At 61.3% G+C, this 23459-nt stretch carries 19 protein-coding genes, 1 tRNA gene and 1 pseudogene; 11 read left to right on the top strand and 10 right to left on the bottom strand.

The window, feature by feature from the left end; all coding sequences use genetic code 11:
• Positions 1 to 66: 66 nt before the first annotated feature.
• The 4 genes from ACERIT_RS02385 to ACERIT_RS02370 form a co-directional block, all read right to left on the bottom strand.
• Entirely contained in the window at positions 67 to 684 is a 618-nt protein-coding gene (locus ACERIT_RS02385) for a YqaA family protein (RefSeq protein WP_373673207.1), read from the bottom strand.
• Complete coding sequence (locus tag ACERIT_RS02380) at positions 662 to 1084, bottom strand: GtrA family protein (protein ID WP_373673206.1); 423 nt, start codon at positions 1082 to 1084, stop codon at positions 662 to 664. Before ACERIT_RS02380 ends, ACERIT_RS02385 begins: the two co-directional genes overlap by 23 nt.
• Positions 1081 to 2514: a sulfatase gene (locus ACERIT_RS02375; RefSeq protein ID WP_373673205.1), complete on the bottom strand. Its 1434-nt coding sequence runs from the start codon at positions 2512 to 2514 to the stop codon at positions 1081 to 1083. The genes ACERIT_RS02380 and ACERIT_RS02375 overlap by 4 nt, the downstream gene beginning before the upstream one ends.
• Before the next feature lie 274 nt (positions 2515 to 2788).
• Positions 2789 to 3388: a TetR/AcrR family transcriptional regulator gene (locus tag ACERIT_RS02370; RefSeq protein ID WP_373673204.1), complete on the bottom strand. Its 600-nt coding sequence runs from the start codon at positions 3386 to 3388 to the stop codon at positions 2789 to 2791.
• A gap of 473 nt (positions 3389 to 3861) precedes the next feature.
• Here ACERIT_RS02370 and ACERIT_RS02365 point away from each other — a divergent pair, with 473 nt between their 5' ends.
• A complete protein-coding gene (locus tag ACERIT_RS02365; RefSeq protein ID WP_373673203.1) occupies positions 3862 to 5202 on the top strand; it encodes an FAD-dependent oxidoreductase in 1341 nt (446 codons plus the stop codon).
• Between the two features lie 51 nt (positions 5203 to 5253).
• On the opposite strand, the gene ACERIT_RS02360 is transcribed toward ACERIT_RS02365, so the two are convergent.
• Positions 5254 to 6465 (bottom strand): tRNA sulfurtransferase, encoded by a 1212-nt coding sequence (locus ACERIT_RS02360; protein ID WP_373673201.1) that lies wholly within the window; start codon positions 6463 to 6465, stop codon positions 5254 to 5256.
• 109 nt (positions 6466 to 6574) lie between these two features.
• On the opposite strand from ACERIT_RS02360, the gene ggt reads away from it, so the two are divergent.
• The 3 genes from ggt to map all read left to right on the top strand — a co-directional run bounded on the left by ggt (position 6575) and on the right by map (position 10800).
• Positions 6575 to 8242, top strand: a complete 1668-nt coding sequence (gene ggt / locus ACERIT_RS02355; protein ID WP_373673200.1) for a gamma-glutamyltransferase — start codon at positions 6575 to 6577, stop codon at positions 8240 to 8242.
• A 209-nt stretch (positions 8243 to 8451) separates the two neighbouring features.
• The gene (icd, locus tag ACERIT_RS02350) at positions 8452 to 9714 is read left to right on the top strand and encodes an isocitrate dehydrogenase (NADP(+)) (RefSeq protein WP_373673199.1); all 1263 of its coding nucleotides are present in this window, start codon (positions 8452 to 8454) and stop codon (positions 9712 to 9714) included.
• 177 nt (positions 9715 to 9891) lie between these two features.
• Positions 9892 to 10800 carry a type II methionyl aminopeptidase gene (gene map / locus ACERIT_RS02345; protein ID WP_373673198.1) on the top strand — a complete coding sequence of 303 codons (909 nt, stop codon included), beginning with the start codon at positions 9892 to 9894 and terminating at the stop codon, positions 10798 to 10800.
• A gap of 39 nt (positions 10801 to 10839) precedes the next feature.
• On the opposite strand, the gene ACERIT_RS02340 is transcribed toward map, so the two are convergent.
• Positions 10840 to 11040 (bottom strand): hypothetical protein, encoded by a 201-nt coding sequence (locus ACERIT_RS02340; protein ID WP_373673197.1) that lies wholly within the window; start codon positions 11038 to 11040, stop codon positions 10840 to 10842.
• Positions 11041 to 11142: 102 nt separating this feature from the next.
• Here ACERIT_RS02340 and ACERIT_RS02335 point away from each other — a divergent pair, with 102 nt between their 5' ends.
• Positions 11143 to 11697 (top strand): HIT domain-containing protein, encoded by a 555-nt coding sequence (locus ACERIT_RS02335; RefSeq protein WP_373673196.1) that lies wholly within the window; start codon positions 11143 to 11145, stop codon positions 11695 to 11697.
• Between the two features lie 97 nt (positions 11698 to 11794).
• On the opposite strand, the gene ACERIT_RS02330 is transcribed toward ACERIT_RS02335, so the two are convergent.
• Positions 11795 to 12418 (bottom strand): hypothetical protein, encoded by a 624-nt coding sequence (locus tag ACERIT_RS02330; protein ID WP_373673195.1) that lies wholly within the window; start codon positions 12416 to 12418, stop codon positions 11795 to 11797.
• A 281-nt stretch (positions 12419 to 12699) separates the two neighbouring features.
• Between ACERIT_RS02330 and ACERIT_RS02325 the strand changes: the two genes are divergently transcribed.
• Positions 12700 to 13554 (top strand): TatD family hydrolase, encoded by an 855-nt coding sequence (locus tag ACERIT_RS02325; protein ID WP_373673194.1) that lies wholly within the window; start codon positions 12700 to 12702, stop codon positions 13552 to 13554.
• A gap of 22 nt (positions 13555 to 13576) precedes the next feature.
• Here the strand turns inward: ACERIT_RS02325 and ACERIT_RS02320 are convergent, their stop codons facing one another.
• On the bottom strand, positions 13577 to 14296 hold the full coding sequence (locus tag ACERIT_RS02320; RefSeq protein WP_373673193.1) for a DUF1405 domain-containing protein: 720 nt from the start codon (positions 14294 to 14296) through the stop codon (positions 13577 to 13579).
• Positions 14297 to 14455: 159 nt separating this feature from the next.
• Here ACERIT_RS02320 and ACERIT_RS02315 point away from each other — a divergent pair, with 159 nt between their 5' ends.
• From ACERIT_RS02315 to ACERIT_RS02300, 4 genes and pseudogenes are all read left to right on the top strand, one after another.
• On the top strand, positions 14456 to 15118 hold the full coding sequence (locus ACERIT_RS02315; RefSeq protein ID WP_373673192.1) for an FxsA family protein: 663 nt from the start codon (positions 14456 to 14458) through the stop codon (positions 15116 to 15118).
• Between the two features lie 127 nt (positions 15119 to 15245).
• Positions 15246 to 15319, top strand: a tRNA-Ile gene (locus ACERIT_RS02310).
• Positions 15320 to 15423: 104 nt separating this feature from the next.
• A pseudogene (locus ACERIT_RS02305) lies at positions 15424 to 16155 on the top strand (hypothetical protein); the annotation flags it as partial.
• A 78-nt stretch (positions 16156 to 16233) separates the two neighbouring features.
• A complete protein-coding gene (locus ACERIT_RS02300; protein ID WP_373673360.1) occupies positions 16234 to 18618 on the top strand; it encodes a PAS domain-containing sensor histidine kinase in 2385 nt (794 codons plus the stop codon).
• Here ACERIT_RS02300 and ACERIT_RS02295 read toward each other — a convergent pair.
• A complete protein-coding gene (locus ACERIT_RS02295; protein ID WP_373673191.1) occupies positions 18594 to 18779 on the bottom strand; it encodes a hypothetical protein in 186 nt (61 codons plus the stop codon). The genes ACERIT_RS02300 and ACERIT_RS02295 overlap by 25 nt on opposite strands.
• Before the next feature lie 44 nt (positions 18780 to 18823).
• Here ACERIT_RS02295 and ACERIT_RS02290 point away from each other — a divergent pair, with 44 nt between their 5' ends.
• A complete protein-coding gene (locus ACERIT_RS02290) occupies positions 18824 to 19912 on the top strand; it encodes an ATP-binding protein (protein WP_373673190.1) in 1089 nt (362 codons plus the stop codon).
• A gap of 130 nt (positions 19913 to 20042) precedes the next feature.
• On the opposite strand, the gene ACERIT_RS02285 is transcribed toward ACERIT_RS02290, so the two are convergent.
• Positions 20043 to 23417 carry a PAS domain S-box protein gene (locus ACERIT_RS02285; protein WP_373673189.1) on the bottom strand — a complete coding sequence of 1125 codons (3375 nt, stop codon included), beginning with the start codon at positions 23415 to 23417 and terminating at the stop codon, positions 20043 to 20045.
• Between the last annotated feature and the right edge of the window lie 42 nt (positions 23418 to 23459).

Raw genomic sequence — 23459 nt, 5'->3', positions numbered from 1 at the left:
ATCGCCGTTTCGGACCGATCGCCGTTCCAGGTCGATCACGAGAACGTTCGAGCGCACGGCATCAGTTCAAAGGATGGCGACGGCACCGCTGAACAACCCGATCGTAACCAGCAGTCGCCCGAGGCTCCCCAGGAACGTCGCCGCGGCGAATTTCGGATAGTCCTCCTCGAGGACGGCGAAGGCATAAATGGAGATCGTATCGGGGAAAAAGGGAACGGACAACGCGATCGCGAGCCCGCCGTACCCGTACCTCCGGGCGAGTTGTACCGACCGCTTTTCGGACCACTCGAGGATCGAAAAGCGGGAGCGCCGCAGCCACCGGGTTATCGGCCCCGACTGTTTGACCTCCTGACCGATGTGGAACGCGAAGACGCTGCCTGCGGCCTTGCCGAGCGCGCTCACGAGCATGATGCTCCCGAGATGGGCCCACGGCGGCAAGCCGAGATCGAGGGGTGCAATCAACACGACCTCGCTTGGCCCCGGAAGCACGAACGCGATCAAAAACGAATAGAGAAAGATGATCCCCATTCCCGGCCACCCGGTTGCCGACTCGACGAGCGTCCGGAGGCCGCTGGCGAGCGCGACGCCGACGCTATCGAGGGGGAGTAGGACTCCCGAGATCGACCCGAGGACGGCGATCGGTTCGAGGATCATGATCGAATCATCCCCAGGTCCATCGAGCATCGAGCACGTATCTGTAGATCCCGCTTATGACGATCGCGACCGCGTTGGCCGCGAGATAGGGAACGCTTCGCCACTCAACGAGGGCGAACAGCACGCCCAGTTGGATCGGAATGGCGCTTCCCCGAACCACGTTCGTCTTGACGAGCCCGTAGAGGTACGCCATCGTGCCCGTGTGCTGTATCGCCTGGAACGTCCAGGCGTTATTGAGCACGTATTGAAAGATGATCGTGGTCTCGATGGCGATCGTCGCCCCAAGGAGGTAGTTCAAAGAGACGGCGTCGACGAGAAGCCACAAGATCAGCATCTGGACGCCTGCCGCGACCGTCCCCACCATCACGAATCGTCGCAATTGCAGGGCGACCGGACCTTCAATAAGGTTACGGAGGAACGACCGTATCATCGATATCCGAGCGCCTCAAGGCGGGTTTCCAGATCCTCATCGACCGTCCCCTCGTCGCTTTCGCCGCCATCCGGGTTACGGATCGACGTCGCGTGGGCCTCAAGGAGCGGATCGAGTCGTTCCATGACCTCGCGTTGATCGGCGGTCGGATCCCCAGTGAGATCCGTCTGCTGGGTCGGATCGCTCGGTCGGTGATACAGTTCGGTCGAGCCGTTCCCGGCGTTCAGAATGTAGGTCCAGGGTCCCTCTCGGGCGCTCACGAGGAGATCCCCGTCGACAGGTGCCCGCGGGATGGGCTGTGAAGTCACTTCCTCCCCACGAACCGTCACGGAGACGACGGGATCCGACGACGGAGGAGTACCGTCGCGAACGCTTCCCAGGAGGCTCTCCCCCGCCCACGTCTCGTCCGGGCGAACCCCGATCAGGTCCGTCACGGTCGGCGGGATCGCATCGAGTCCCACCCCACCCTCGATCCGACGGGAGTCGGTTCCGGGGACGTCGACGATGAGCGGAACGTGAATCAACTCGTCATATAGCTTTGGGTAGTGAGCGAGATGGCCGTGTTCCTGGAACTCCTCGCCATGATCGCCCGCGAGAACGACCGCGGTCTCGTCCGCGACTCCGTTTTCCGTGAGCGCGTCTATCAGCCGGCCGACGCTGGCGTCGACCTGACGGACGGCCGCCTGATAGAGGGTTCGAAGCTCGTTGAGCGTTCGTTCGTCGACGTCCCATCCAAGGCCGGTACGCGTGTGTGCGTGGATCATCCGATGGGTTCCAAGAAATCCGGACGAGACCTCACGGATGTACCGTGGTGCCGGGACGTACGGCGTGTGGGTGTCCATGTAGTGGATCCACAGGAAAAACGGCGAATCAGTTTCCTCAATAAACGACGTGGCGGCGTGTTCGACGTCGAACATCCGCGATGTGTCGAGAAACGGTCGGTCGTCGGCGGCCCCCGTAAGCCACGCGTGGGCTCGTCGGATCGGCGAGCTCGCGAGCTGGAGCCACGCCTCGACGGTCGGGTGCTTGGCGAGATATCGGCTGTAGATGCTGGATCCGACGCTCGTGATGAACGGTTCGAACTCGTCGAAGCCGTCGTCGTATCCCCAGTATTCGGTAAGAAAGCCGTTCGCAGCGTTGAATCCCCCGGTCGCGATTCCCTCCGCTGATAACACCTCGGGAAGGGTCCTGGCATCATCGACACCGATACGGCCCGTATCGACGAACACCGGGCGCGAGGCGAGGATCGACGGAAACGAGAAGGGCGTCCAGTTTCCGGTCGCGAACGCCCGATCGAAAACCGTTCCACGGTCGGCGAGGGCATCCATGACCGGCGTGTGTCGCGTCTCCTCGTAGGGACCGATCGCGTCCGCCCGAAGCGAGTCGACGGTGATCAACACGACGTTCGAGACGGGCCTCTCAGTGTCCATGATGGCGTGTGGGTACCTCCGTCGGTCCGTCCGGTGCGCGTTCGGTCCGTCCCCGGCGTTTTCGCCCCCGTTCGAACCGGAGATCGACGGACGGAGCGGGTACCGTTCGACTGCCCGTCGACGGCGTCAACCCCGAACCGACCGGAAGGACCATGATCATCCTAATGAATCGGTCAGTTATCGCTTTACACTTTCGATCCAAGCGCGATCGTCCGGCACGTTCTCGTCCCGTCGTCGGTCGATCGGCCGGGTGACTCCCTCCAAATCGACCGGGTCAATCCTCGTCGAGGAGCACCGCGGTCACGTACTCGTCGGCGACACGCCTAGCCGTCTCGAGGGTGTCCGGGTCGTCAAACATGACTGCCCGAGTTCTGGCCCCGTCGACGATCGTCATGAGGGCATGCGTCACGTGGTCGGTGTCGGCCTCGCGGAATACGCCCTCCGTTTGCCCCTGGTCGATCACTGTCCCGAGCATGTACCGGATGAACTCGTCATTCCGCTCGAAACGCCGGCGGAACGTCTCGTTGTAGGGCGCCTGTCCCCGCATCTCCAACATCGCGATCAGCAGGTCGTGGTGGTCCTCAGGGACGACGAGAAGTTGATCGAGGAGATGCTCCAGCCGGGTTTCGGGATCGGTCGTCTCGACCTCGTGGACCGCCGTCTTGAGGTGATCGAGAAGGAACTCGAGGAACGCCACGAGCAGATCGTCCTTCGTGTCGTAGTGGTAATGGATCGCAGCGGTGGATTTGCCGTATTCCTCGGCGATCCGCTGGATGGTGAGGTCCGCATACCCGTGTTCACAGAGGGCTCTATAGGTCGCACGCATGATCTCCTCTTTCGGCTCCGGGTGCGAGCGTTCCGGTCGGTCGGCCATCGTCTATCTGTCCGCCCTAGATCGGATAACTGTTTTGACTGAACGATACTACCGACCCGTTCGGATTATTACTCGATCAGCACGTATCGACGATTCTCAGCGGATAGAGGGCCTCAAACTGGGCGTCAAACTATTTCAATCACAGTAACTGACCGATCAGTAACTGTCCACATCGAGTCATATATACCACGACTAAGTCACGATCCGATCGACGCGATCGGCGGGTATTCGGAGATGGCCGAGTCGAATTGGCGGATTCGAACGGACCCTCCCGAGCAAACGACCGTCGATAGTATAATTCGACGATCGACGAATCGGCCATCTGATCAGCACGAAAACACCCCAATATCGAACCGATTTTTGCGTATTTCATATGCAATTATTGAATACGATTTCGACAGTCGACGGTCCCACATGGAAAGTAAATTAACCGATGAACGCCGACAACCGTCTAACTCCCAGTACATTCAACCATGACTGATGAATACGACGTAGCCATTATCGGTGGCGGCATCAGCGGGGCATCGTTGTTGTACACTATCGCGAAGTTCACCGACGTCGAAGACGTCGCGCTGATCGAAAAAGAAGACGAGCTCGCGGCGATCAACTCCCATCACACGAATAACTCCCAGACGCTACATTTCGGCGACATCGAGACGAACTACACCCTCGAGAAAGCCGAGGAGGTAAAGGAGGGTGCGGAGATGCTCGCCGGCTATCTCGAGAATCACGATTCCGACCGGGAGATGCACAGCAAGCGGAGTAAGATGGTCCTCGCAGTCGGGGATGAGGAAGTCGAAAAACTCGAATCCCGGTATCACGAGGAAGGATTCGGCGACCTCTACCCGAAACTGCAGGAGATCGGCCGCGATGAGATCGCCGACATCGAACCAAAGGTCGTCGAGGGGCGCGACCCGGACAAGGAGCTTCGAGCGCTCCAGACCTCAGACGGCTACGTCGTCGATTACGGCATGGTTTCGAAGTCATTCGTCGACGAGGCAAACGAGGAGGACGGCATCGACGTCTACACCGGCACGGAGGTGACACACGTCGAGGACTTCGGCGAGGAGTTCCGTATCGCGACCACGAACGGGCGGTTCAGCGCCGACACGGTCGTCGTCGCTGCAGGCTCCCACAGCCTCCAGATCGCAAAGGAAATGGGCTACGGTGAGAACATGTCGCTTCTCCCCGTCGCGGGCAGTTTCTTCCTCGCCGATGACCTCCTCAACGGCAAGGTCTACACGCTTCAGATGAAGAAACTCCCCTTCGCCGCGGTCCACGGTGACGCGGACGTCCACGATGGGAGCATTACCCGATTCGGCCCGACCGCGAAGGTCATCCCCGCGCTCGAACGGGGACGGATCTCGACAGTCCAGGATTTCATCGACGTGTTCGGCTTCAACGTCGATTCGTTCCTCAGCTATGCGAACATCCTCTCTGACCGGATCCTGTTCCCCTACGTCGTTCGAAACCTCGTATACGACGTTCCGGAGGTCGGAAAGCGCGCGTTCCTCCCGAACGTCCGCAAGGTCGTTCCCACGGTGGAACTCTCCGATATCGACCGGGCGAAGGGCTACGGCGGCGTCCGTCCCCAGATCGTCGATACGGAGGCGAAGGAACTCGACATGGGCGAGGCCAAGATCACCGGCGATGACATCCTCTTCAACATCACGCCCTCCCCGGGTGCGTCGACGTGTCTGAAGAACGCACTGGTGGACACGGAGCGGGTAATGGGGTTCCTCGGCGACGACTACGAGTTCGACGACGAGGCCTTCCGCGCGGAGACGATCGATCAGTTCCCGCGCGGCGAGTAAGTCACCGATTACGGGCGGGTCACGACGACCCCGTGCTCGGATTCGCGACCATCAAAGCGGCACGCGATCGCTTCCCTCGGCCGCCTTCTGGGCACGCTCGCGAAGCCAGTCCGGCTCGATGTCGGCCATCCGTTGGAGTCCCGCACACGTCTCCGGCCGGTCGGGGGCAAAGCGGTCGCACCCTGCCGTGATCTCGGCGGCTTCGTATGTCCCGATCCGTCGGGCCCGCTCCGTTATTTCGGGTTTATCGAGCGTGAGAAGCGGTCGGTGAATCGGAAAGTCGGTGACCGAATCGAGCACCGAGAGATTCTGAGTCGTCTGGCTCGATTTCTGTCCGATCACCTCGCCGGTCACCACGCCGGTAGCCCCTCGGTCCGCGGCGATGTCGGCGGCCACGCGGTACATGAACCGCCGGAAGGCGAGCATTCGCCCCTTCTCCAGGGAGTCCACCAGATCTCGACAGACGTCGCCGGCGTCGACAACGAGGATCGAATCGAGGTGATTGGGTGCGTACGTGGCGAGCGTTCGCGCGGATTCCTCGGCTCGGGCGCGGTGGTCCGGTCCCCCGAAATCGCCGAGATCGAGATATATCGGGGCGATCGGTGCCCCACGAGACATCGCCTCGAAGGTAGCGACGGGCGAGTCGATTCCGCCGGAGAGCAACGCCACGAGCGGGCGCTGACTACCGAGCGGTAAGCCGCCGGGTCCGGGATGTTTCTCGACGAAGACGAACGCCTCGTCATCGTGGATCTTCGCCCGAAACGTAACGTCCGGCGTCTCGAGATCGACGGTCGGATCCCGATCGGAAACCGCCTCGAAGACCGCGCTCCCCCCCTCGCGTTCGGCGTCCTCGCTCGTGAACGGATGAGTGCCGACCCGATCGACGCGGACGGCGAAGGATCCGCTCTCGAATCGGTCGTCGGCAACGACCGAAAGCGCATCAGTGACCGCCTCCATCGTCGGATCGACGGTAACCGCGGGACTGGCCGAAACCACACCGAACGTATCGGTAGCGGCGTCGACCGCGGCGGCCGCGACGGAGGCATCAGCAACCTCGATGATCGGGCGGTTACGTCGGTGGCGAACGCGACCATCGATCCCGCGATCCGCAAGCAACGCCTCGAGGTTTCGGCCGAGTTGGGACTGCATCTCGTATCGGACGTGTTCGCTTTTCGTGCCGATCGCACCGACGCGGACGAGCACCGCGTCGGTCCCCGGCGGTACGTCGTCGGCGCCGATCGCGGCTGCCGGTCCCCGTTTCATCGTCGATCGTACGGCGAGGGGCGATAAATGGGCGACGATCCGGCCGGGAACGCCCGGCGTGTTCCCGTGGATGTGCAGGATTCTTGGTCCGTGTCCCCGATCGGCACGTATGGATCCCGACCTCGATCGTTTCACTTCGCGCCGATCGACGGTGTACGGACGCCGAGGCGTCGTCGCCACGAGCCAACCGCTCGCCGCACAGGTGGGCATCGAAACGCTCCGTGATGGCGGAAACGCCTTCGATGCGGCCGTCGCGACCGCGGCGGCGCTGAACGTGGTCGAGCCGACCTCGACCGGGCTCGGGGGGGACGTGTTCGCGCTCTACCGGACCGCCGACGGGGATGTCGGCGCGATGCGAGCGTGTGGCGGCGCGCCCGAGAACGCGACGATCGACGCCGTCCGATCCGCGGTCGCCGCGGATCGGGACCGTTCCTCCGGTTCGGTAACGGGATCAGCCGACTCGGAGGAGCGATCGGCCGATCCGGACGACGTCGAAATGCCGCATCGGGGCCCATATGCGGTCACCGTTCCGGGAACCGCCCGCGGCTGGGAGGCGACTGTAGACGAGTTCGGTCGCAAGACGCTGGCCGAGTTGCTCCGGCCGGCGATCCGGTACGCCACCGAGGGGTATCCGGTCTCGGAGGTCGTCTCCGAACAGTGGCAACACGGCGAGGAGTTGTTCGAGACCGACCATGCCCGCGAGGCGTTTCTCTTCGAGGGCTCCGCGCCGGATCCGGGGCGGATGGTTACTCTGCCGAAGCTCGGAAACTCACTCCGACGGATCGCCGAGGAGGGCGCGGACGTCGTCTACGAGGGGGCGATCGCCGATGCGATCGCGGACGAGGTGCAGGCCCACGGCGGATTCCTGACCGTCTCGGATCTCCGTGCGTTCGAGGTCGAGTGGCCCGATCCCGTCTCGACGACGTACAACGGCGCCGAGATCTACGAGTTGCCGCCGAACAACCAGGGCCTCATCGCGCTCGAAGCGTTAAACGTCGCCGAAGTGCTTGACGTCGAGGAGTGTCCTCATGACTCGGTCGAGCGGGTTCACCGGCTCGCCGAGGCGATGAAGCTCGCGTTTCACGACGGTCATCGGTATATCACCGACCCCGACTACGAGGACCACCCGCCGATCGGCTCGAAGTCCTGGGCCCGCAGGCGGGCGGCGGAGGTCGGGACCGAGGCGAACCAGGGCGTGAGTTTTGGAGTTCCAAACACCGATGCCGAGGACGCCGACACCGTTTTGTTGACCGTCGCCGACGACGAGGGGAATCTCGTCTCCTACATCAACTCCCGGTTTGCCGGGTTCGGATCCGGGTTGGTCGCCGGCGACACCGGGATCGCCCTGCAAAACCGAGGATCGTCCTTCTCACTCGATCCGAACCATCCGAACGCCCTGGAACCCGGCAAGCGTCCGTTCCACACGCTCATTCCGGCGATTGCGCGATTCGATGCCGACGACTGGGCGGCCTTTGGCGTGATGGGCGGATACATGCAGCCACAGGGACATCTCCAGGTGATAACCAACGTCGTCGATCACGGAATGCCGATCCAGCGAGCGCTCGACGAACCGCGGTGGCGCTACCGGGAGTCGGGTGAACTCGCGATCGAGCCCCACTTCGAGGACGATCTGGCTGCCACACTCTCACGACGGGGGCACGACGTCCGGACGATGCACGCTGGGAACTTCGGCGGCGCGCAGCTCGTTCGGAACGCGAACGGTGTGCTCTCGGCAGCGACGGATCCTCGAAAGGACGGCAACGCGCAGGGCTATTGACGTCAGCGAGGCGACGCCCGTGCCCGTTCCCGACGAACACCTGATCACCGGAGCGCGATATGTTCCGAGGATGCAGCAAGGGGTCATTCACCGCCCCAGAACGGGGCCGCGATCGGCGTATCCCCCGTATCTTGCCGTATTCATGCGGTTTCCGGCTCACGAGGAAAGCGGTAGGCACTTTAGGATGGTCGAGGAATCCTTCACCGTTTATGAGCTACGACAAGGTTGCAGTTCCGGAAGACGGGGAGGCGATCACCCTCGCCGATGAGGAGACGGGTGAGATCGACGTTCCCTCGAACCCGATCGTTCCGATCATCCACGGTGACGGTATCGGCACCGACGTCGGCCCGGCCGCACAGAAGGTGCTCGACGCCGCCGCGGAGGCGACCGGCCGATCGATCGCGTGGATGCGCGTCTACGCCGGCAGCTCCGCCCGCGAGAAGTACGACGAGAATCTGCCCCAGGACACCGTCGACGCCATCCGCGAGCACCGAGTCGCGATCAAGGGCCCGCTCACGACGCCGGTCGGAGCCGGGTTCCGATCGCTCAATGTCGCCCTGCGCCAGACGCTTGATCTGTACGCGAACGTCCGCCCGACCTACCACATTCAGGGCGTTCCCTCGCCGGTGAAAAACCCCGAGGAGATGGACATGATCACCTTCCGGGAGAACACCGAGGACGTCTACGCCGGCATCGAGTGGGAGGCCGGCACCGACGACGCCGAGACGGTCCGGAGGTTCCTCGAGGACGACATGGGCGTCTCCGACGTCATCCACGACGGCCCCGTCGGGATCGGCGTCAAGCCGATCTCCGAGTTCGGCTCGAAGCGGCTCATCCGCGAGGCGATCGATTACGCGCTCGCGAATGACCGCGATTCGGTCACCCTGGTCCACAAGGGGAACATCATGAAGTTCACCGAGGGCGCCTTCCGCGACTGGGGCTACGAGGTGGCCGAGGATGAGTACGGCGAGGACGTTATCACCGAAGACGAACTCTGGGAGGAGTACGACGGCGAACAGCCGGACGGGACGGTCGTCGTGAACGACCGCATCGCCGACAACATGCTCCAGCAGTTGTTGACTCGGACGGACGAGTACTCGGTCATTGCGACGATGAATCTGAACGGCGACTACATGTCCGACGCCGCCGGCGCCCAGATCGGCGGACTCGGAATCGCGCCGGGCGTGAACTTCGGCCACGGTCGCTGTCTGGCCGAACCAGTCCACGGATCCGCACCGAAGTACGCGGGCCAGGACAAGGTGAACCCGACCGCGATGATCCTCTCGGGACGCGAGATGCTCGATTATCTCGGCTGGAGTGACGCCGCGGATCTCGTTCGCGACGCCGTCGAGGAGACGATTGCCTCAGGAACGGTCACCTATGACCTCCACCGCCAGATCGAGGGCGGCGAGAAGCTCGCGACGAGCGAGTTCGCCGAGGCCGTCGTCGAGAACATCGAGAAGCTCGCCTAACGCGGTTCTTCGACCGTCACCGTTTTTTCGCGCCGAGTGCGACCCAGTACGACTCGTGTGTGACTCACAGCGGAGCTCCCGATCGTCGATAGCGCCTCCCACGGATGGGGGCGACTTCCACCGTATCGATCGGCGGCTCCCGCAACCTCTTTCCGGTCGCTACGCGAACCCGTTCTCATGAGCGACGAGCCGTTCGATCCCGACGTACTCGACAGCTACCGAGAGGCCGGCCGCATCCTCGTCGAGACGATGAACGAGGCGCGCGAAATGATCGAGCCCGGTGTCACGCATCTCGAGGTCGCGGAGTGGGCCGAAGAGCACGTCCGCGATCAGGATGCAGGCCTCGCGTTTCCGGTGAACATAAGCGTCGACGAGGAGGCCTCCCATGCGACCCCGGGCAGGGACGACGACGAGGCATTCGAGGACGACGACATGGTCTGTCTCGACATCGGAGTCCACGTCGACGGCTACATCGCAGACGCCGCGGTCACCGTCGACTTCTCTGGGTCGGACGAACTCGTCGAGGCTTCCGAGATGGCACTGGAGGCGGCGATCGACGAGGCCGGCCCGGGCGTTCCGGTCGGCGAGGTCGGCCAGGCAATCGAGGACGTGATCCGCGGGTACGGCTACACACCGATCCTCAACCTCTCCGGTCACGGCGTCGAGCAGTACGACGCACACACTGGCCCGAACGTGCCGAACCGTGGTGTCGACCGATCCGTCACCCTCGAACCCGGACAGGCGGTAGCGATCGAGCCGTTCGCGACCGACGGCCGTGGAAAGGTCGGCGAGGGAACGACCGAGGAGATCTTCGAACTCGAACGCGATCGCAGCGTCCGTGACCGCCGCGCTCGGGAAGCGCTCTCGATGATCGAATCGTTCGACGGGCTTCCGTTCGCCGCGCGATGGCTTGATATGGACGGTGTCGAAATGGCATTGCGCCGGCTCAAACGCCAGGACGTGATCAAGGGCTACCCGGTGTTAAAAGAGGACGCCGACCGGCTCGTGAGCCAGGCCGAACACACACTGCTCGTTACCGAGGACGGGATCGAGGTGACGACCGCCGGGATCCACCGGTTCGACTGACGATCCGGCGATGGAGGGTCGCCCCGACGGACTGGCCGGTCACACGTCGTTCATTCGCGTCGCGGTCTCGGCCTTGCAGCGTTGACAGACGGCGATCCGGTAGGGTTCCCTCGAAAAACGCGCGTTTTCCGTCGTCTCACTTTCCGTTCGGATCTCCACGCGCACCCGATGTGGCGTCTCCTCGCCGCAGTCGACGCAAGGTTCACGAACCACGTCCGGATCGGAAGCGTGCGAGGCCATGTGCGGAATCTACTCGCGAAGATGCGATAAAGCCTCGCCTCCCAACAGTGATCGAGACTCCGAACCGCTTGGCTTCAAGACCCTTGCGCCGCCACCGACGATATGGATCGAATCTACGCACCCTGGCGAATCGAGTGGGTCGAACGGGAGGAGTCGATCGACGGCTGTCCCTTCTGCGTGCTGCCCGAACGCGACGACGATCGTGATGCGCGGGTCGTCGCTCGGGGAGCGTACAATTTCGTGTTGTTGAACAACGCACCCTACAACCCGGGCCACGCAATGGTCATCCCCTATGAACACGTCGGCGAGTGGGGAGCACTTGCCGACGATGTGATGCTCGAACACGGCCGCCTCAAGGCGGCAACGATGGATGCGATGGACGCGGCGATGAGCCCTGACGGGGTCAACACCGGAATGAATCTCGGCGGCTCGGCCGCCGGCGGATCGATCGACGATCACCTCCATACGCACATCGTTCCGCGATGGGACGGTGACACCAATTTCATGCCGGTGGTACACGGAACCAAAGTGTTAGTCGAGGCCGTAGACCGGAGCTACGAACATCTCCATGCAGCGTTTGCAGACCTCGAGATCGCCGTCGATGAGAATGAGGATGCCGCAGAGAACGGTCACGACGCGGTTCGACTCTCGGTTTAACGGCGGCAGTCGGTGGAGCGATGTGGGACGTGCAGAACGGAGCGGTCCGGCCGGATGGATACGCACCGTTCGGCCTCCAGATGGGATGTCAGGGGCGCTACGCCACTTGTTCGTTGTCCTGGAACGTGACCGTCGTCTCGTCGGAATCGACGGTGGTGAGAATGGTGATCCAGCCGTCGTTCCGATCGATCGTGCGTGCCTCCTGGAATGAGAGTTCGATCCGGTTCGTCGTCGTGTATGACTCACCCGCCTCGAGAGTGCCGACGTCCTCTTTCCCCTCCCAGAGGAGATCTTCAGTGTCCGTGTTGTTCTTGCCTGGGAAGATCCGCGTGAACACGGCCACGCCGGTTGCGGCGTGCTCCTGGTTGTTGTGCAGCGTCACGGTGACGTCCCGACAGGTCTGACCGCACTTTTCGGTACGTTCGATGGTGAACGTGAACGGTGGGGTCTCCGAGACCGGCGTCGTTTCCGCACCGCTCTCGTTCGTCTCCCCGGCTCCAGTATCCTCGTCAGATGGCGTAGCCGTGGGGAACTCCGTGATCGGCTCGCCCGATCCGTTTCCCCCCGGAGCCGGACCAACACCGGTATAGACGGCTACACCGAGGCCAACAACGAGAACGGCCACGATAAGGATCCCCCCGATGACGGCGTTTCGATTCATGATCGCACAGCCGTTACTGTCGGAGTTCGTCCCGGAAGTGACCTCGGTCCCCTCTCCCACTGGTCGGAGGAACTCCGAACAGACTGTCGATTGATGACACCCATTACACAGATATCGAGAGTTGAAGGGATAATTCCTTGGTACCATCTCGCAAGCACTCGTGAAAATACTCGATCGTCGGTCGTGAACTGCCTCGGGGTCACGCCGTTCGAGACGGGAGTCGGTGGGAGGTGCGAGGAGTTAGCCGGGAACAGAAGCGAGACGGGAGTCGGAACCCGGGTCAAAATGGAACCGGAGACAGGTGCCAGAAGTTATGCGGGTCACGATCCAACGATCCCTCGATGACGGCCCCCGAACTCTCCACGCCGGTGCTGGACGATCACCTTCACCTCGATCCGCGTCACGGCCGCGGGATGGCAGCCGTCGAGGACTTTCAAAACGTCGGTGGGACGCACCTACTCGTCGTCAACAAACCGTCCTGGCACCTTGGCGTCGAGCCCGACGAACCGGCCGACTTTCGGGCGGTCTTCGAGGAAACGATCGATATCGTGACGGAGGCGAGCGGGATCCTGCCGGGGCGAGCCTGGCCGGTCCTCGGCGTCCACCCCGGATTGATCAGCCGACTGGTCGACGAGCGCGACTTCTCGCCGGGGGCGGCCGGTGAGTTGATGACTGGCGGGCTATCGATCGCCGCCGAGTACGTGGACTCGGGCGAGGCGCTCGCGTTGAAGTCAGGGCGACCGCACTACGACGTTTCCGGGGCGGTGTGGGAGACTTCGAATGCCGTCACGAAGCATGCCTTCTCGCTCGGGGCTGAATACGACTGTGCCGTCCAGTTACATACCGAGGCGAGCGAGGACCTGCGCGAACTCGCCGAGTGGGCCGACGAACGCGGACTCGCGCCCCATCGCGTCGTCAAACATTACGCCGCCGGACGGCTTCGCGGACCAACCCCGAGCGTCATGAGCGAACGCGGCCGCCTCGAGGCGGCGGCCGAGCGTGGGGATCCCTTCCTGATGGAGACGGATTTCGTCGACGACCCCGAAAAACCGGGCGCAGTCCTCGGCCCGAAGACCGTGCCGCGGCGCGTCCGCTGGCTTGTGGAGCAGGGATACGAGGAGGCCGTTCGTCTCGCGCACGTCGAGACGCCGCGGCGGGTCTACGGGATCGACACCGAGGCGACCCTCGATCGGTAACGATCCGTCGATCCTCTCGGAATTAGGTGGCCTCACGCACCGCGTTCCGGAGTTTCGCCACCCGCGTCGCGAACAGCCAGCAGACGGGAGCGATCGTCAACACGACCGCCCCTGCCGCCGCGACCTGCAGCACGGTCGTCGTGAACCACGGTGTTGATCCGGCATACGGTAGCGAGGTGTGGGTGACGCGCCCGCCGAGGGGCACGAAGAAGTCGAACAGGAGATCGACGGTGTACCACGCCGCTGCGACCCCGATCGCCCGGGTGTGGAACGTCGATATCCGGTGGAGGACGAACGCCTGCACCACCATCGCGAGGTGGCTACAGAACAAAAATAGATACATCGGGATCGCGGTGAACTCCAGAAACCCGGGCGCGAAGACGACGAGCACGTAGGGCGTCCACAGTCCGAGTTTGACGTTTCCGACGAACGCCAACGAGGCGAGATAGTCGTTCGGTCGGCCGATCGCCCACGCGGCAAGCGCGAGTGCGATCAAAAGCGTCGCTCCGGGACTGTCGGGAACGAACGCCCACCACGCCGGATCGATCTGGCGAAACTGAAAGCGGTAGTAGAAGAACCCAAAGGCTGTCCCGGCCAGATTGATCGCGACGATGACCCACACGTATCGCAACGCGAATGCCTCCAGCCGGTCCGGAAGCGGGGCGATCCATCGCGAGATCGGCTCGCAATCGGGCGGGTCCGTCGGCGTTCCACGCGGGCGGTCCGGGTCCGGACGCTCCATACGTGCTCGTCCGCGGGCGACCACAAAGCCGTGACGGTCGTGCGGTCCCGGCGGCCGGAGGCCGCGGTGGGGTCACCTCGTCGAGCGTGTGCGCGTGAAGCATCGCAGGACCGACGTGTGACGAAAAGGGCTATGAGTGCCCGCTTTGAAACCGGAGGTATGCGCCTTCGCTATCTGCTCGCGCTTCTCCTCGTGGTTCCGCTCGCCGACGCGTTGTTTCTCGTCGTCGTGGCGGACCAGTTGGGATGGCAGATCACCGTCGCGCTGGTCGTTCTCACGGCACTTCTCGGGATGTTGCTCGTTCGCGCCGAGGGGCGACACACGCTCTTGCGGATCCAACGGAAAGCCGCCCGAGGCGAGCCACCGACCGACGAACTGCTCGACGGGGCATTCCTGATCGCCGCCGGCGCGTTCCTGCTCACCCCAGGACTCGTTACCGACGCGATCGGCTTTCTGCTCGCGTTGCCCCCGACCCGGGTACCGATCCGGGTGGGCGTCAAACGGTTCCTCGTCGTTCCCTACCTCGAGCGGCGCACCGGCGGATTCGCCAGCGGGAACGTCTACATCGGAGGGTTTCCGAACGGAATGGACGGCGACGATGGCGACGGATTTGGCGGTGTCGGCGGTGCCGGATTCGGCGGAACCGAGGGGCCCGCCGGATTCAACGGAACCGAACCGGGAACTGGAGCGGGCGGAGCGGCGGGGTCTTCGCGATCCGGTTCGGACTCGGACGACGACGTCGTGGACGTCGACTTCTCCGTGGCCGACGACGAGGACGAAACAAACGGAAACGGAAGCGAAACCGATGATGACCACGGATAGTCGGGCGATCGAGCTACTACGCCCCGATCAGTCGACGAACCGTTTCCGAGAAATCGACTGACTGCGATACGATCGGAAAGGGAAACCCTTAAAGTTCTACCCCCGCAAGCGTTGAACGCGCTCGCCTGGGCCAATAGCTCAGTCAGGTTGAGCGCTCGGCTGATAACCGGGAGGTCCACGGTTCAAATCCGTGTTGGCCCACCTCACAATCGGACGGTATCTGTCCGTTCCGATTCTGGGGCCTCAACTCCCCAGCCAACCAATTTCGTCCGATGCGCCAAATCGCGAGCGGCGTCTATTTGCGAATCCAAAGAAAGAACCACCGCGCGGCACTGGCAGAACGGTACGACGCCATTTCCCAACCACCGTCGGTCAATTCCGTCGTAGCCACCGTTACAGAGGCGATTACATCGGATGATGCACCAGAGAATGAGGGCTTGACCACTCAGGACTTCTCAGTCGAAACGGTGGCACTCCTTGAGAGCAAACCCGAAGCTGTTCCGACGTTCCGCGGTATCGCCGTCATTCGTGACGTCCCAGAGGGGGACCACCGGTTGACGGTGAACGGTCCCGGCATGGAACCCCATAGCGAGTCGGTCCCGGTGGGCAATGACGACGGGAGACTGACCATGGCTGGGGTCGAGGGTGAGATTCCTCTGGTCGCCCGCGAAGACGCACCGAAACTCGAAGTTGACAGCGAGGGCTCCGATGCCGATCTTACAGACCTCGCCATCGAGGACGATTTTGCCGGGCGAATCTACGACGCGCCGCTGGCGGAGCCGGACGCGGTCTACCTGCACCAGGGCGGAGCATACACGACCGAAGTTCGGGATACAGACGACGAAATCGGCGCGTACCGCGTTAATTTTGTCGAGGGAGACAGAGTCCGAATCGACGAACCACAAACCGGCAAGGCCCCCCTCTCGGAGTGTCCCGCGGACGTGGCCGAAGAGACGAGCACGGCGGTTGAGGTAGTCTCGGACAGTGATGAGGTGGACGATTCGGAGAGTAGGACCGACGACGGCGACTCCGAGAGTCCCGTTCATCGTGTTTGCGTGTGTGAGTGTGCTGAACCGGGGAACTACTTTTGTCACTCCGAACGCTATTCTGTGCTAATGGGTGTCACGGGCCAGACGATCGAGCGCGCTGGGTTGACACCATTCTGGATTACTATCGTATTTGTCATATTTGGCAGCGTATGGATACTCGTTACCGACTGGATGGTAACAGCGATATTTGGGATCTCTTCGGTAACCGCTCAGACACAACTCATGAAGGGGTTGTTATTCGTCTCAGGATCGGGTATATTCATCTTCGTGTTACTGTCTCGCCGGGACGACTCTATCCAAGCACGGACGGAAACGATACGCAACGAGCGAGAGGAGATTCAGGAACTGGAAGCAGAAGTCCGTGAATCCGAGCAGCGACTCTCACTGATTTTGAGTCATGTTACGGAAACCGTCTTGCTGACCGACGATACTGGAAACTTCACATACGTCTGCCCGAACGTCCACTATATTTTCGGATATACGGTCGAGGACGTCCGTGAAATGGGGACCATTGACGAACTCCTTGGAGCGGATCCGACGCCACCGGACTTTTCTGCTGGAGATTTGATCGAGAACATCGAACTCGAAGTCACTGATGCGGACGATCGCAACCATACGGTCCTCGTTACCATTAATTCCGTTTCGATTCAGGACGGGTCGAAACTATTCACCGTCCGAGATGTTACTGACCGCGTCGAATCGGAACGCAAACTCGCCGTCGAACGAGAACGTCTCAAAGCGGTCGTTTCCAACGCACCGCTCATCCTCACGGCGCTCGATAACGACGGGACGATTACGGTCAGCGAAGGAAGGCAGCTAGAACCGGTCGGGTTGGACTCCGGTGAGATGGTTGGGAAGTCTGTTTTCGACGTCTTCGATGAGTATCCCGTGGTACGAGAGAATGCGAAGAGAGTCCTCGGAGGCGAGTCGTTCACTACAACGACTCACATCGAGGGACACATCTTCGACGTTTGGCACGAGCCCGTATTCGAGAACGGCGCTGTCGACCACGCGATCGTGGTTGCCCAAGACATTACTGAGCGCGTGCGTCAGGAGGAACAGTTCCAAGCGTTCGTTGAGGGTTCCTCCGACATTATCACCGTACTCGATAGTGACGGAAACCTGGAGTATGTGAGTCCCTCCGTCGAACGCATCCTTGGGTACGAACCAGAAGAGCTGATGAATGAGAATGCGTTCGATATCGTCCATCCCGATGATCGAGATCAACTCAGAGAGACGTTCGCCAAACTCCTCGAGGGCCAGACTGAAACGACGTTCAGCACCGAACATCGAATCCGACACGCCGATGGATCGTGGCGCTGGGCAGAATCCCGCGTGACCAGCGGTGAAAGTCGGGCCCTGGACGGGTACGTCGTCAACACTCGTGATATTACCGACCGTGTGCAGGCCGAGCGTAAACTCCGCAGGATCGACGAGAGTCGTTCGCTCGCGTTAACCGCTGCACAGGCTGGCGTCTGGGAGTGGGACATCGAGACTGACCACGTAACCTGCCACGAGTCCTGTGAGCGGTTGTTCGGTCTCGAACCGGGGACGTTCGAAGGAACGTTCGAAGCGTTTGCTGATCGTATCCACCCGGATGACCTCGCCGACGTCGAAGCCGCACTCGAACGGGCTGTCGAACGCACCGAACCGTTCGATATGACCTTTCGGATCATCCGGGATGACGGTGCCGAGCGCTGGATAGACAGTCGAAGCACAATTTTGACAGACCACGCCGGGGAACCGGAACGGCTACTGGGTGTCAACGTTGATGTTACCGAACTTAGAAATTGGCTTCAACAGTTACAGGTGATGGAACGTGTCCTCCGTCATAACCTTCGTAATGATCTGGGTATCGTTCGGGGATACGCCGAAACGATTCAGCAAGAAGCGCCGGACCCGCTGGCGACCCAGGCCAAACAGATCGTCGACCACAGCAACCATCTCCTGTCGTTGGCGGAGAAACAACGCAAGATCACTCAGATTCTCTCCGCCGAACCGCAACTCAACTCGGTTAACGCCGTTCAGATAATTCGAGATCAGGCCGAGATGCTTTCCTCAGAGTATCCAGAGGCACGGATCAACTTGCACCTCCCGGACGAGGCTACCGTACTGGCAACTGAGGGGCTTGCCACTGCAATCGAGGAGCTCGTTAGGAATTCGATCATCCATACCGATCAGGACGTTCCCACCGTTGATGTCACCGTGACGGAGACTGACTCACGAGTCGACATCCACGTTTCGGATACCGGGCCTGGGATCCCAGAGATGGAGCAACAGGTTGTTGCCGGTGAGGAAGAGATTGAGCCATTATATCATGGGAGCGGATTGGGTCTGTGGCTCGTCTCGTGGATCGTCCGCCGATCCAGCGGAACACTCTCGTTTGGAGAGAATGAACCACGCGGCAGCATCGTCACGATTTCGCTTCAGAAAGAACCGGTAAATGGGTAGCGCTCGGCCGCACGTTCGACGGTGATGGTCCGGTCACCAGACTCCTCGCTGGCTTCGAATTCGACTGCAAACGCGTCCGATTCGTAGGCCGCATATAGGCACGGTGGCGTTCGATCGAGCCGGCTGATCGTGACTCCCTGCTCTCTCGGAGGCCGAACCATTGGACCTCCCAATGTATTATGTGCTATGACTGGAAGTGCTGTATATGTCCCCCAATATTTCTGAGCACCACCTGATGGACCGCATCTTCGAGACGAGTCCGACCGGCATCGTAGTACTCACTCCGGACGGAGACGTGGTCCGCTGTAATCAGCGAGCACAGCAACTCCTCGAACTGGAGAAGTCCGAAATCGAAGGGAAGACCTACGTCGAGCCTGAGTGGGCCTTCATCGATGCCGCCGGCGAGCGAATCCCCCAAGAGGAACACCCCTATGTCCAGGTCTATGAAAACCGCGGTCCGATATTCAACCAGGAGTTCCGAATGGAGCGCCCGCACGCCGGTCCGATCGATCTCTCCATCTCCGGCGCGCCGATCATCAACGAGAACGGGACGGTCGAGCGTATCGTGTTCGCGTTCGAAGATATCACCGACCGGCGCGAGCGCGAGCGCGAACTCCGGGTCAAGAACGAACAACTTGAGATCCTCAATCGGGTCGTTCGCCACGACATTCGCAACGACATGGCGGTTGTCCTCGGCTGGCTCGAGACCGTCGAAGACGAGATCGACAGCGATCGCGGCGAACAGGCCGTGTCCCGAATGAGGAACGCGAGCAACCACGTCGTCGAACTTACTGAGACGGTCCACGACCTCGTCGAGGTCGTGACCGGGGAGGGCGCTCTCGAAACCGAACCGATCCAACTGACACCAGTTTTGCAGACCAGTGTCGACATCGCCCGAGAATCGTATCCCCGGGCTGAGATCGAGGTCGAGGAGCCGGTCCCGGACGTCGCCGTTTCGGCGACGGACCTCCTCGTGTCCATCTTCCAGAACCTGCTCAACAACGCCGTCCAGCACAACGATGCGAGCGAACCTCGCGTGACGATTGCTGCCGAGGCGAATGACGAACGAGTCCGGATCTCAATTGCGGACAACGGTCCTGGCATTCCCTCAGAACAGAAACGGAGCATCTTCGGCAAGCGGCAGACGGGTCACGAAAGCGAGAGTACCGGTATCGGATTGTACCTCGTTGAGACGCTCGTCGCTAACTTCGGCGGTGAGGTCCGGGTCGAGGACAACGAGCCCCGTGGGTCGATATTCATCGTCGAGTTGCAGATCGCGGAGCAAGTTCAGTAGCGGACGCGGCAAAGTCCCGCTGGATATCCCCTCGATCAGCAAGTGAGTCCTCTCGAGAGAGTCCCCTCAAGAGGGCAGTCTGTCTCTCGGGTGGAAACAGTGTCGAAGCGAAGCGAGAGTGCCACCGGCATCAGTCCGCTTTCGGAAGCGTCACAGTGAAAACCGCACCCTCTGGGTCGTTGTCTTCGACCCAGATATCACCGCCGTACTGGTCGACGAGCGTCTGAACCAGATAGAGCCCGATACCTGTTCCATTGCTCTCGAGACTCTTCTCGCCTTTCCCGAATATCGTCTCGCGCTGCGCTTCAGGGACTCCCGGCCCATTATCCGCGACCGTCACGCGCACGTCGTCGTCTCGCTCTTCGACAGCGACCTCGACGATCGGCGTGTCCTTATCGTTGTGCTGGACGGCGTTGTTCAGTAGGTTCCGGAACACCGAGGGGAGCATCTCATTCGCCCGAACGTCGAGGTCTGGAATCGGCTCATCAATGCTGATCTCGGCGTCCGGGTACGCCTCACGACGGAGCGCTATTTCGTTCGTTAGTATCTGTCGTAATTGTGTCGGCTTGACGTCAACCTCCTCGTCGCTCGTCAGCGTCTCGACGTAGTCACGGGCGATCTCTGTGAGTTCGACGATATGTTCGCCGCTCGTGAGAATCTTCTCGAGGTGGTCCGCCCCCGCGTCGTCGACGTGGTCTTCGAGTTGTTCGCCCCACCCGAGCATGATCGCCATGTCGTTGCGAATGTCGTGGCGCACGACCCGATTCAGCACCTCCAGTTCCTCGTTGAGTCGTTCCAACTCGTCTTCGTGACGCTGTCGTTCGGTCACGTCTCGGACCGACGCGAGACCGGCCGGCGCACCCTCGTACTGGATATCGGCGGCACTGATTTCAGCGACCCGCTTGCGGCCATCCGGGGTCTCAAAGGTCACGGTATACCGAGAGGGTGGCGAGTCGGCGTCTGGATCGAGTCGTCGTTCGTACCGCTCCCGGACGAGTTGTTGATCTTCCGGAGCGATCACGTCAGTGAACGGCATCCCGAGGAGTTCATCCTCTTCGTAGCCGGTAATATCCGCCAGCCGGGAGTTGGCGAAGACGAATTCTCGGTTCTGGACGATCCCGATGCCGTCGTGGCTCTGTTCGACCAGCGTCGCGTACTTCTCGCGCTCTTCGGCGAGTTCCTGTTCACGTCGCTTGCGCTCGGTGATATCGACGAACGACGACATCAGCGCGATCGGTTCGCCCTCGTCATCGGTCACATAGCTCGCTGAACTGTAGGCATCAAAGGTGGTTCCGTCTTCGCGAACTGCTCGGAGTTCACCTTCCCAACGACCTGTCTCTTGAATCGCGTTTATCACGCTCGCAGCAGCCTCGGGCTCCGCCCAGAAGTCAGGGACCGATTGCCCGACGACATCCGTTTTGTCTTCGTATCCCCACATCTCACAGAAGGCAGGGTTCACCGAACGTAACGTACCATCCAAACTCGCGATAGCGATGCCGCTCAGGGCGGACTCGTAGGCGTATTCGTAGATCTGGAGTTGCTCTTCGCGTTCCTTGCGCTCGGTGACGTCACGAGCGACCGCGACGAACCCCTCGACTGTCCCGCCGTCGGTTTCGATCGGGGCAATCGTCTGATCGAGGATGACCTCTTTGCCGTCTTTGCGTTCGTCGACTATCTCGCTTTTCCAGTGCTGGCCCGCCAGAATCGTGTCCCAGATATCCTCGTAGAAGTCGGTGCTATGCTCACCGGAGCCGAGAATCTCCGGCGCCCCACCGATCGCTTCCTCAGCCGTGTACCCTGTCACCTCCTCGAATGCTGGATTCACGTACTCGATCGTGCCGTCGGCATCAGTGATGTAGATCGCGTGACCGGCGTGCTCGACTGCTGCCTTGAACTTCTGGAGTTCCCGCTCGCGTTCCTTGCGTTCGGTGATGTCTTGAAACACCCCCCGAACGAGTTCCGTCTCCCCCTGCTCGTCCGTGCTGACTTCCCCCCGTGCACGAACGTCTCGGACCTCCCCGTCGGGGCGGACGATACGCAATTCGAGATCGAACGCTTCTCCATCTTCGATTGCACGGGTGACTGCGTTGGCGATCTCGTCGCGGTCGTCGGGGTGATACAACTCAATTGTCTCCTCTAAGATCGGTTCGTAATCATCATCGACCCCGTGAATACGGTAAATGCCGTCGGATCCGGCGAGGTCGTCCGCCTGGGGATCGTACTCCCAGACGCCCACGTCGGCGATCTCTTGTACCCGACTGAACAGAAACTCTTGCCGTTCGAGTTCGCGCTCGCGCTCTTTGCGCTCAGTGATATCGCGGAACACCCACAGTCGGCCGTAGTTGGTGCCGTCGTCGCCGATGACCGGGGCCGAATAGCGGTCGAAGACCCGGCCGTCCGTGAGCCGGACTTCATCGCGACTCGTTTCGTCAGGATGTTCGTAGAGGTCTTCAACCAAATCCAAGAACGCCTCCGGATCCGCGAGCTTGTGATCGGCGATCCAGTCCAATAGCGTTTCGTCCGAGTTCGTCTCGACCACCTCGTCAGGGATCTCCCACATCTCGACGAAGCGGTGGTTGTAGGAGGCAACGGTGCGGTCTTCGTCGACGACGAGTAGCCCGTCGATCGTGGTCTCCATCTGCGCTTCCAGCAACGAGGACTGGTACTCAAGTTTCTCCTCGAACTCCTTTCTCTCTGTCACATCCGTAATAAATCCTTCAAGAGCGACGACCTCTCCGTCTTCGAACACGCCCTGGCCCTGCTCCCAAACCCACTTCTCTTCGCCGTCAGCAGTCCGGATACGATATTCGACGCGGAACGGCTCTCGCGACTCCAGCGCGTCCTGGACGGATTCCCAGACCCGGTCGCGATCGTCTGGATGCACGACGTCTCGGCCATACCTGATGTCGCCGTCGACGAGTTCCGACCGCTCGTATCCCGTGAGTTCGACACAGTCGTCGCTGACGAACAGCATCGGATAGCCACGTTCGTTTCGACAGCGATAGGCCATCCCCGGAACGTTGCTGAGCAGCGTCCGGAAGCGTCGTTGACTCTCTTCGAGGCGGTGTTCCGCCCGGGTCTGGTGGACCGCGTTTTCGATGCGGTTGGCCAGGACGGTAAACTGGTCGGAGCCAGGCTTTTTTTGAATGTAATCGGTAACCCCCGCCGAGATGGCATCGCTTGCGACCTCCTCGCTTCCTTTGCCAGTAAACAGGATGAACGGCAGGTCGGGATGCTCTTCGCGTACAGCTTCTAGAAATTCCAGCCCGTCCATGCCGGGCATCTGGTAATCACTGACGATGCAATCAATCTCTGCTTCGGAGAGTCGCTCAAGCCCCTCATTGGCACTTGTTGCAGTTTCGACGGCGAACCGCTCGCATTCACCTTCGAGAAACTGAGCGGTCATCTCGACGAAGTCGACTTGATCATCAACGTGAAGAATGGAAATTGCCTCCGTGTTGTGTGGCGGGGTTACAGATGTGTTTCCGCTGTGAGAGGCCACCATACTCCTTCATTACTAATGATGTGGATTTAAGCCTGGGGGGAA

Origin of the sequence: Halopenitus sp. H-Gu1, assembly GCF_041821145.1 — an archaeon.
In the GTDB taxonomy this organism is placed as follows: Archaea; Halobacteriota; Halobacteria; order Halobacteriales; family Haloferacaceae; genus Halopenitus.
This window is presented reverse-complemented; position numbering and strand designations above follow the sequence as displayed.

What these genes read in the sequence shown, in the direction of transcription:
- ACERIT_RS02325 (WP_373673194.1), top strand. Translation starts at nt 12,700, where the DNA reads ATGACGGCCCCCGAACTCTCCACGCCGGTGCTGGACGATCACCTTCAC.
- ACERIT_RS02340 (WP_373673197.1), bottom strand. Translation starts at nt 11,040, where the DNA reads ATGGCCTCGCACGCTTCCGATCCGGACGTGGTTCGTGAACCTTGCGTC.
- map (WP_373673198.1), top strand. Translation starts at nt 9,892, where the DNA reads ATGAGCGACGAGCCGTTCGATCCCGACGTACTCGACAGCTACCGAGAG.
- ACERIT_RS02300 (WP_373673360.1), top strand. Translation starts at nt 16,234, where the DNA reads ATGGGTGTCACGGGCCAGACGATCGAGCGCGCTGGGTTGACACCATTC.
- ACERIT_RS02370 (WP_373673204.1), bottom strand. Translation starts at nt 3,388, where the DNA reads ATGGCCGACCGACCGGAACGCTCGCACCCGGAGCCGAAAGAGGAGATC.
- ACERIT_RS02290 (WP_373673190.1), top strand. Translation starts at nt 18,824, where the DNA reads ATGTCCCCCAATATTTCTGAGCACCACCTGATGGACCGCATCTTCGAG.
- icd (WP_373673199.1), top strand. Translation starts at nt 8,452, where the DNA reads ATGAGCTACGACAAGGTTGCAGTTCCGGAAGACGGGGAGGCGATCACC.
- ACERIT_RS02315 (WP_373673192.1), top strand. Translation starts at nt 14,456, where the DNA reads ATGCGCCTTCGCTATCTGCTCGCGCTTCTCCTCGTGGTTCCGCTCGCC.
- ACERIT_RS02385 (WP_373673207.1), bottom strand. Translation starts at nt 684, where the DNA reads ATGCTCGATGGACCTGGGGATGATTCGATCATGATCCTCGAACCGATC.
- ACERIT_RS02365 (WP_373673203.1), top strand. Translation starts at nt 3,862, where the DNA reads ATGACTGATGAATACGACGTAGCCATTATCGGTGGCGGCATCAGCGGG.
- ACERIT_RS02360 (WP_373673201.1), bottom strand. Translation starts at nt 6,465, where the DNA reads ATGAAACGGGGACCGGCAGCCGCGATCGGCGCCGACGACGTACCGCCG.
- ACERIT_RS02380 (WP_373673206.1), bottom strand. Translation starts at nt 1,084, where the DNA reads ATGATACGGTCGTTCCTCCGTAACCTTATTGAAGGTCCGGTCGCCCTG.
- ggt (WP_373673200.1), top strand. Translation starts at nt 6,575, where the DNA reads ATGGATCCCGACCTCGATCGTTTCACTTCGCGCCGATCGACGGTGTAC.
- ACERIT_RS02295 (WP_373673191.1), bottom strand. Translation starts at nt 18,779, where the DNA reads ATGGTTCGGCCTCCGAGAGAGCAGGGAGTCACGATCAGCCGGCTCGAT.
- ACERIT_RS02375 (WP_373673205.1), bottom strand. Translation starts at nt 2,514, where the DNA reads ATGGACACTGAGAGGCCCGTCTCGAACGTCGTGTTGATCACCGTCGAC.
- ACERIT_RS02285 (WP_373673189.1), bottom strand. Translation starts at nt 23,417, where the DNA reads ATGGTGGCCTCTCACAGCGGAAACACATCTGTAACCCCGCCACACAAC.
- ACERIT_RS02320 (WP_373673193.1), bottom strand. Translation starts at nt 14,296, where the DNA reads ATGGAGCGTCCGGACCCGGACCGCCCGCGTGGAACGCCGACGGACCCG.
- ACERIT_RS02335 (WP_373673196.1), top strand. Translation starts at nt 11,143, where the DNA reads ATGGATCGAATCTACGCACCCTGGCGAATCGAGTGGGTCGAACGGGAG.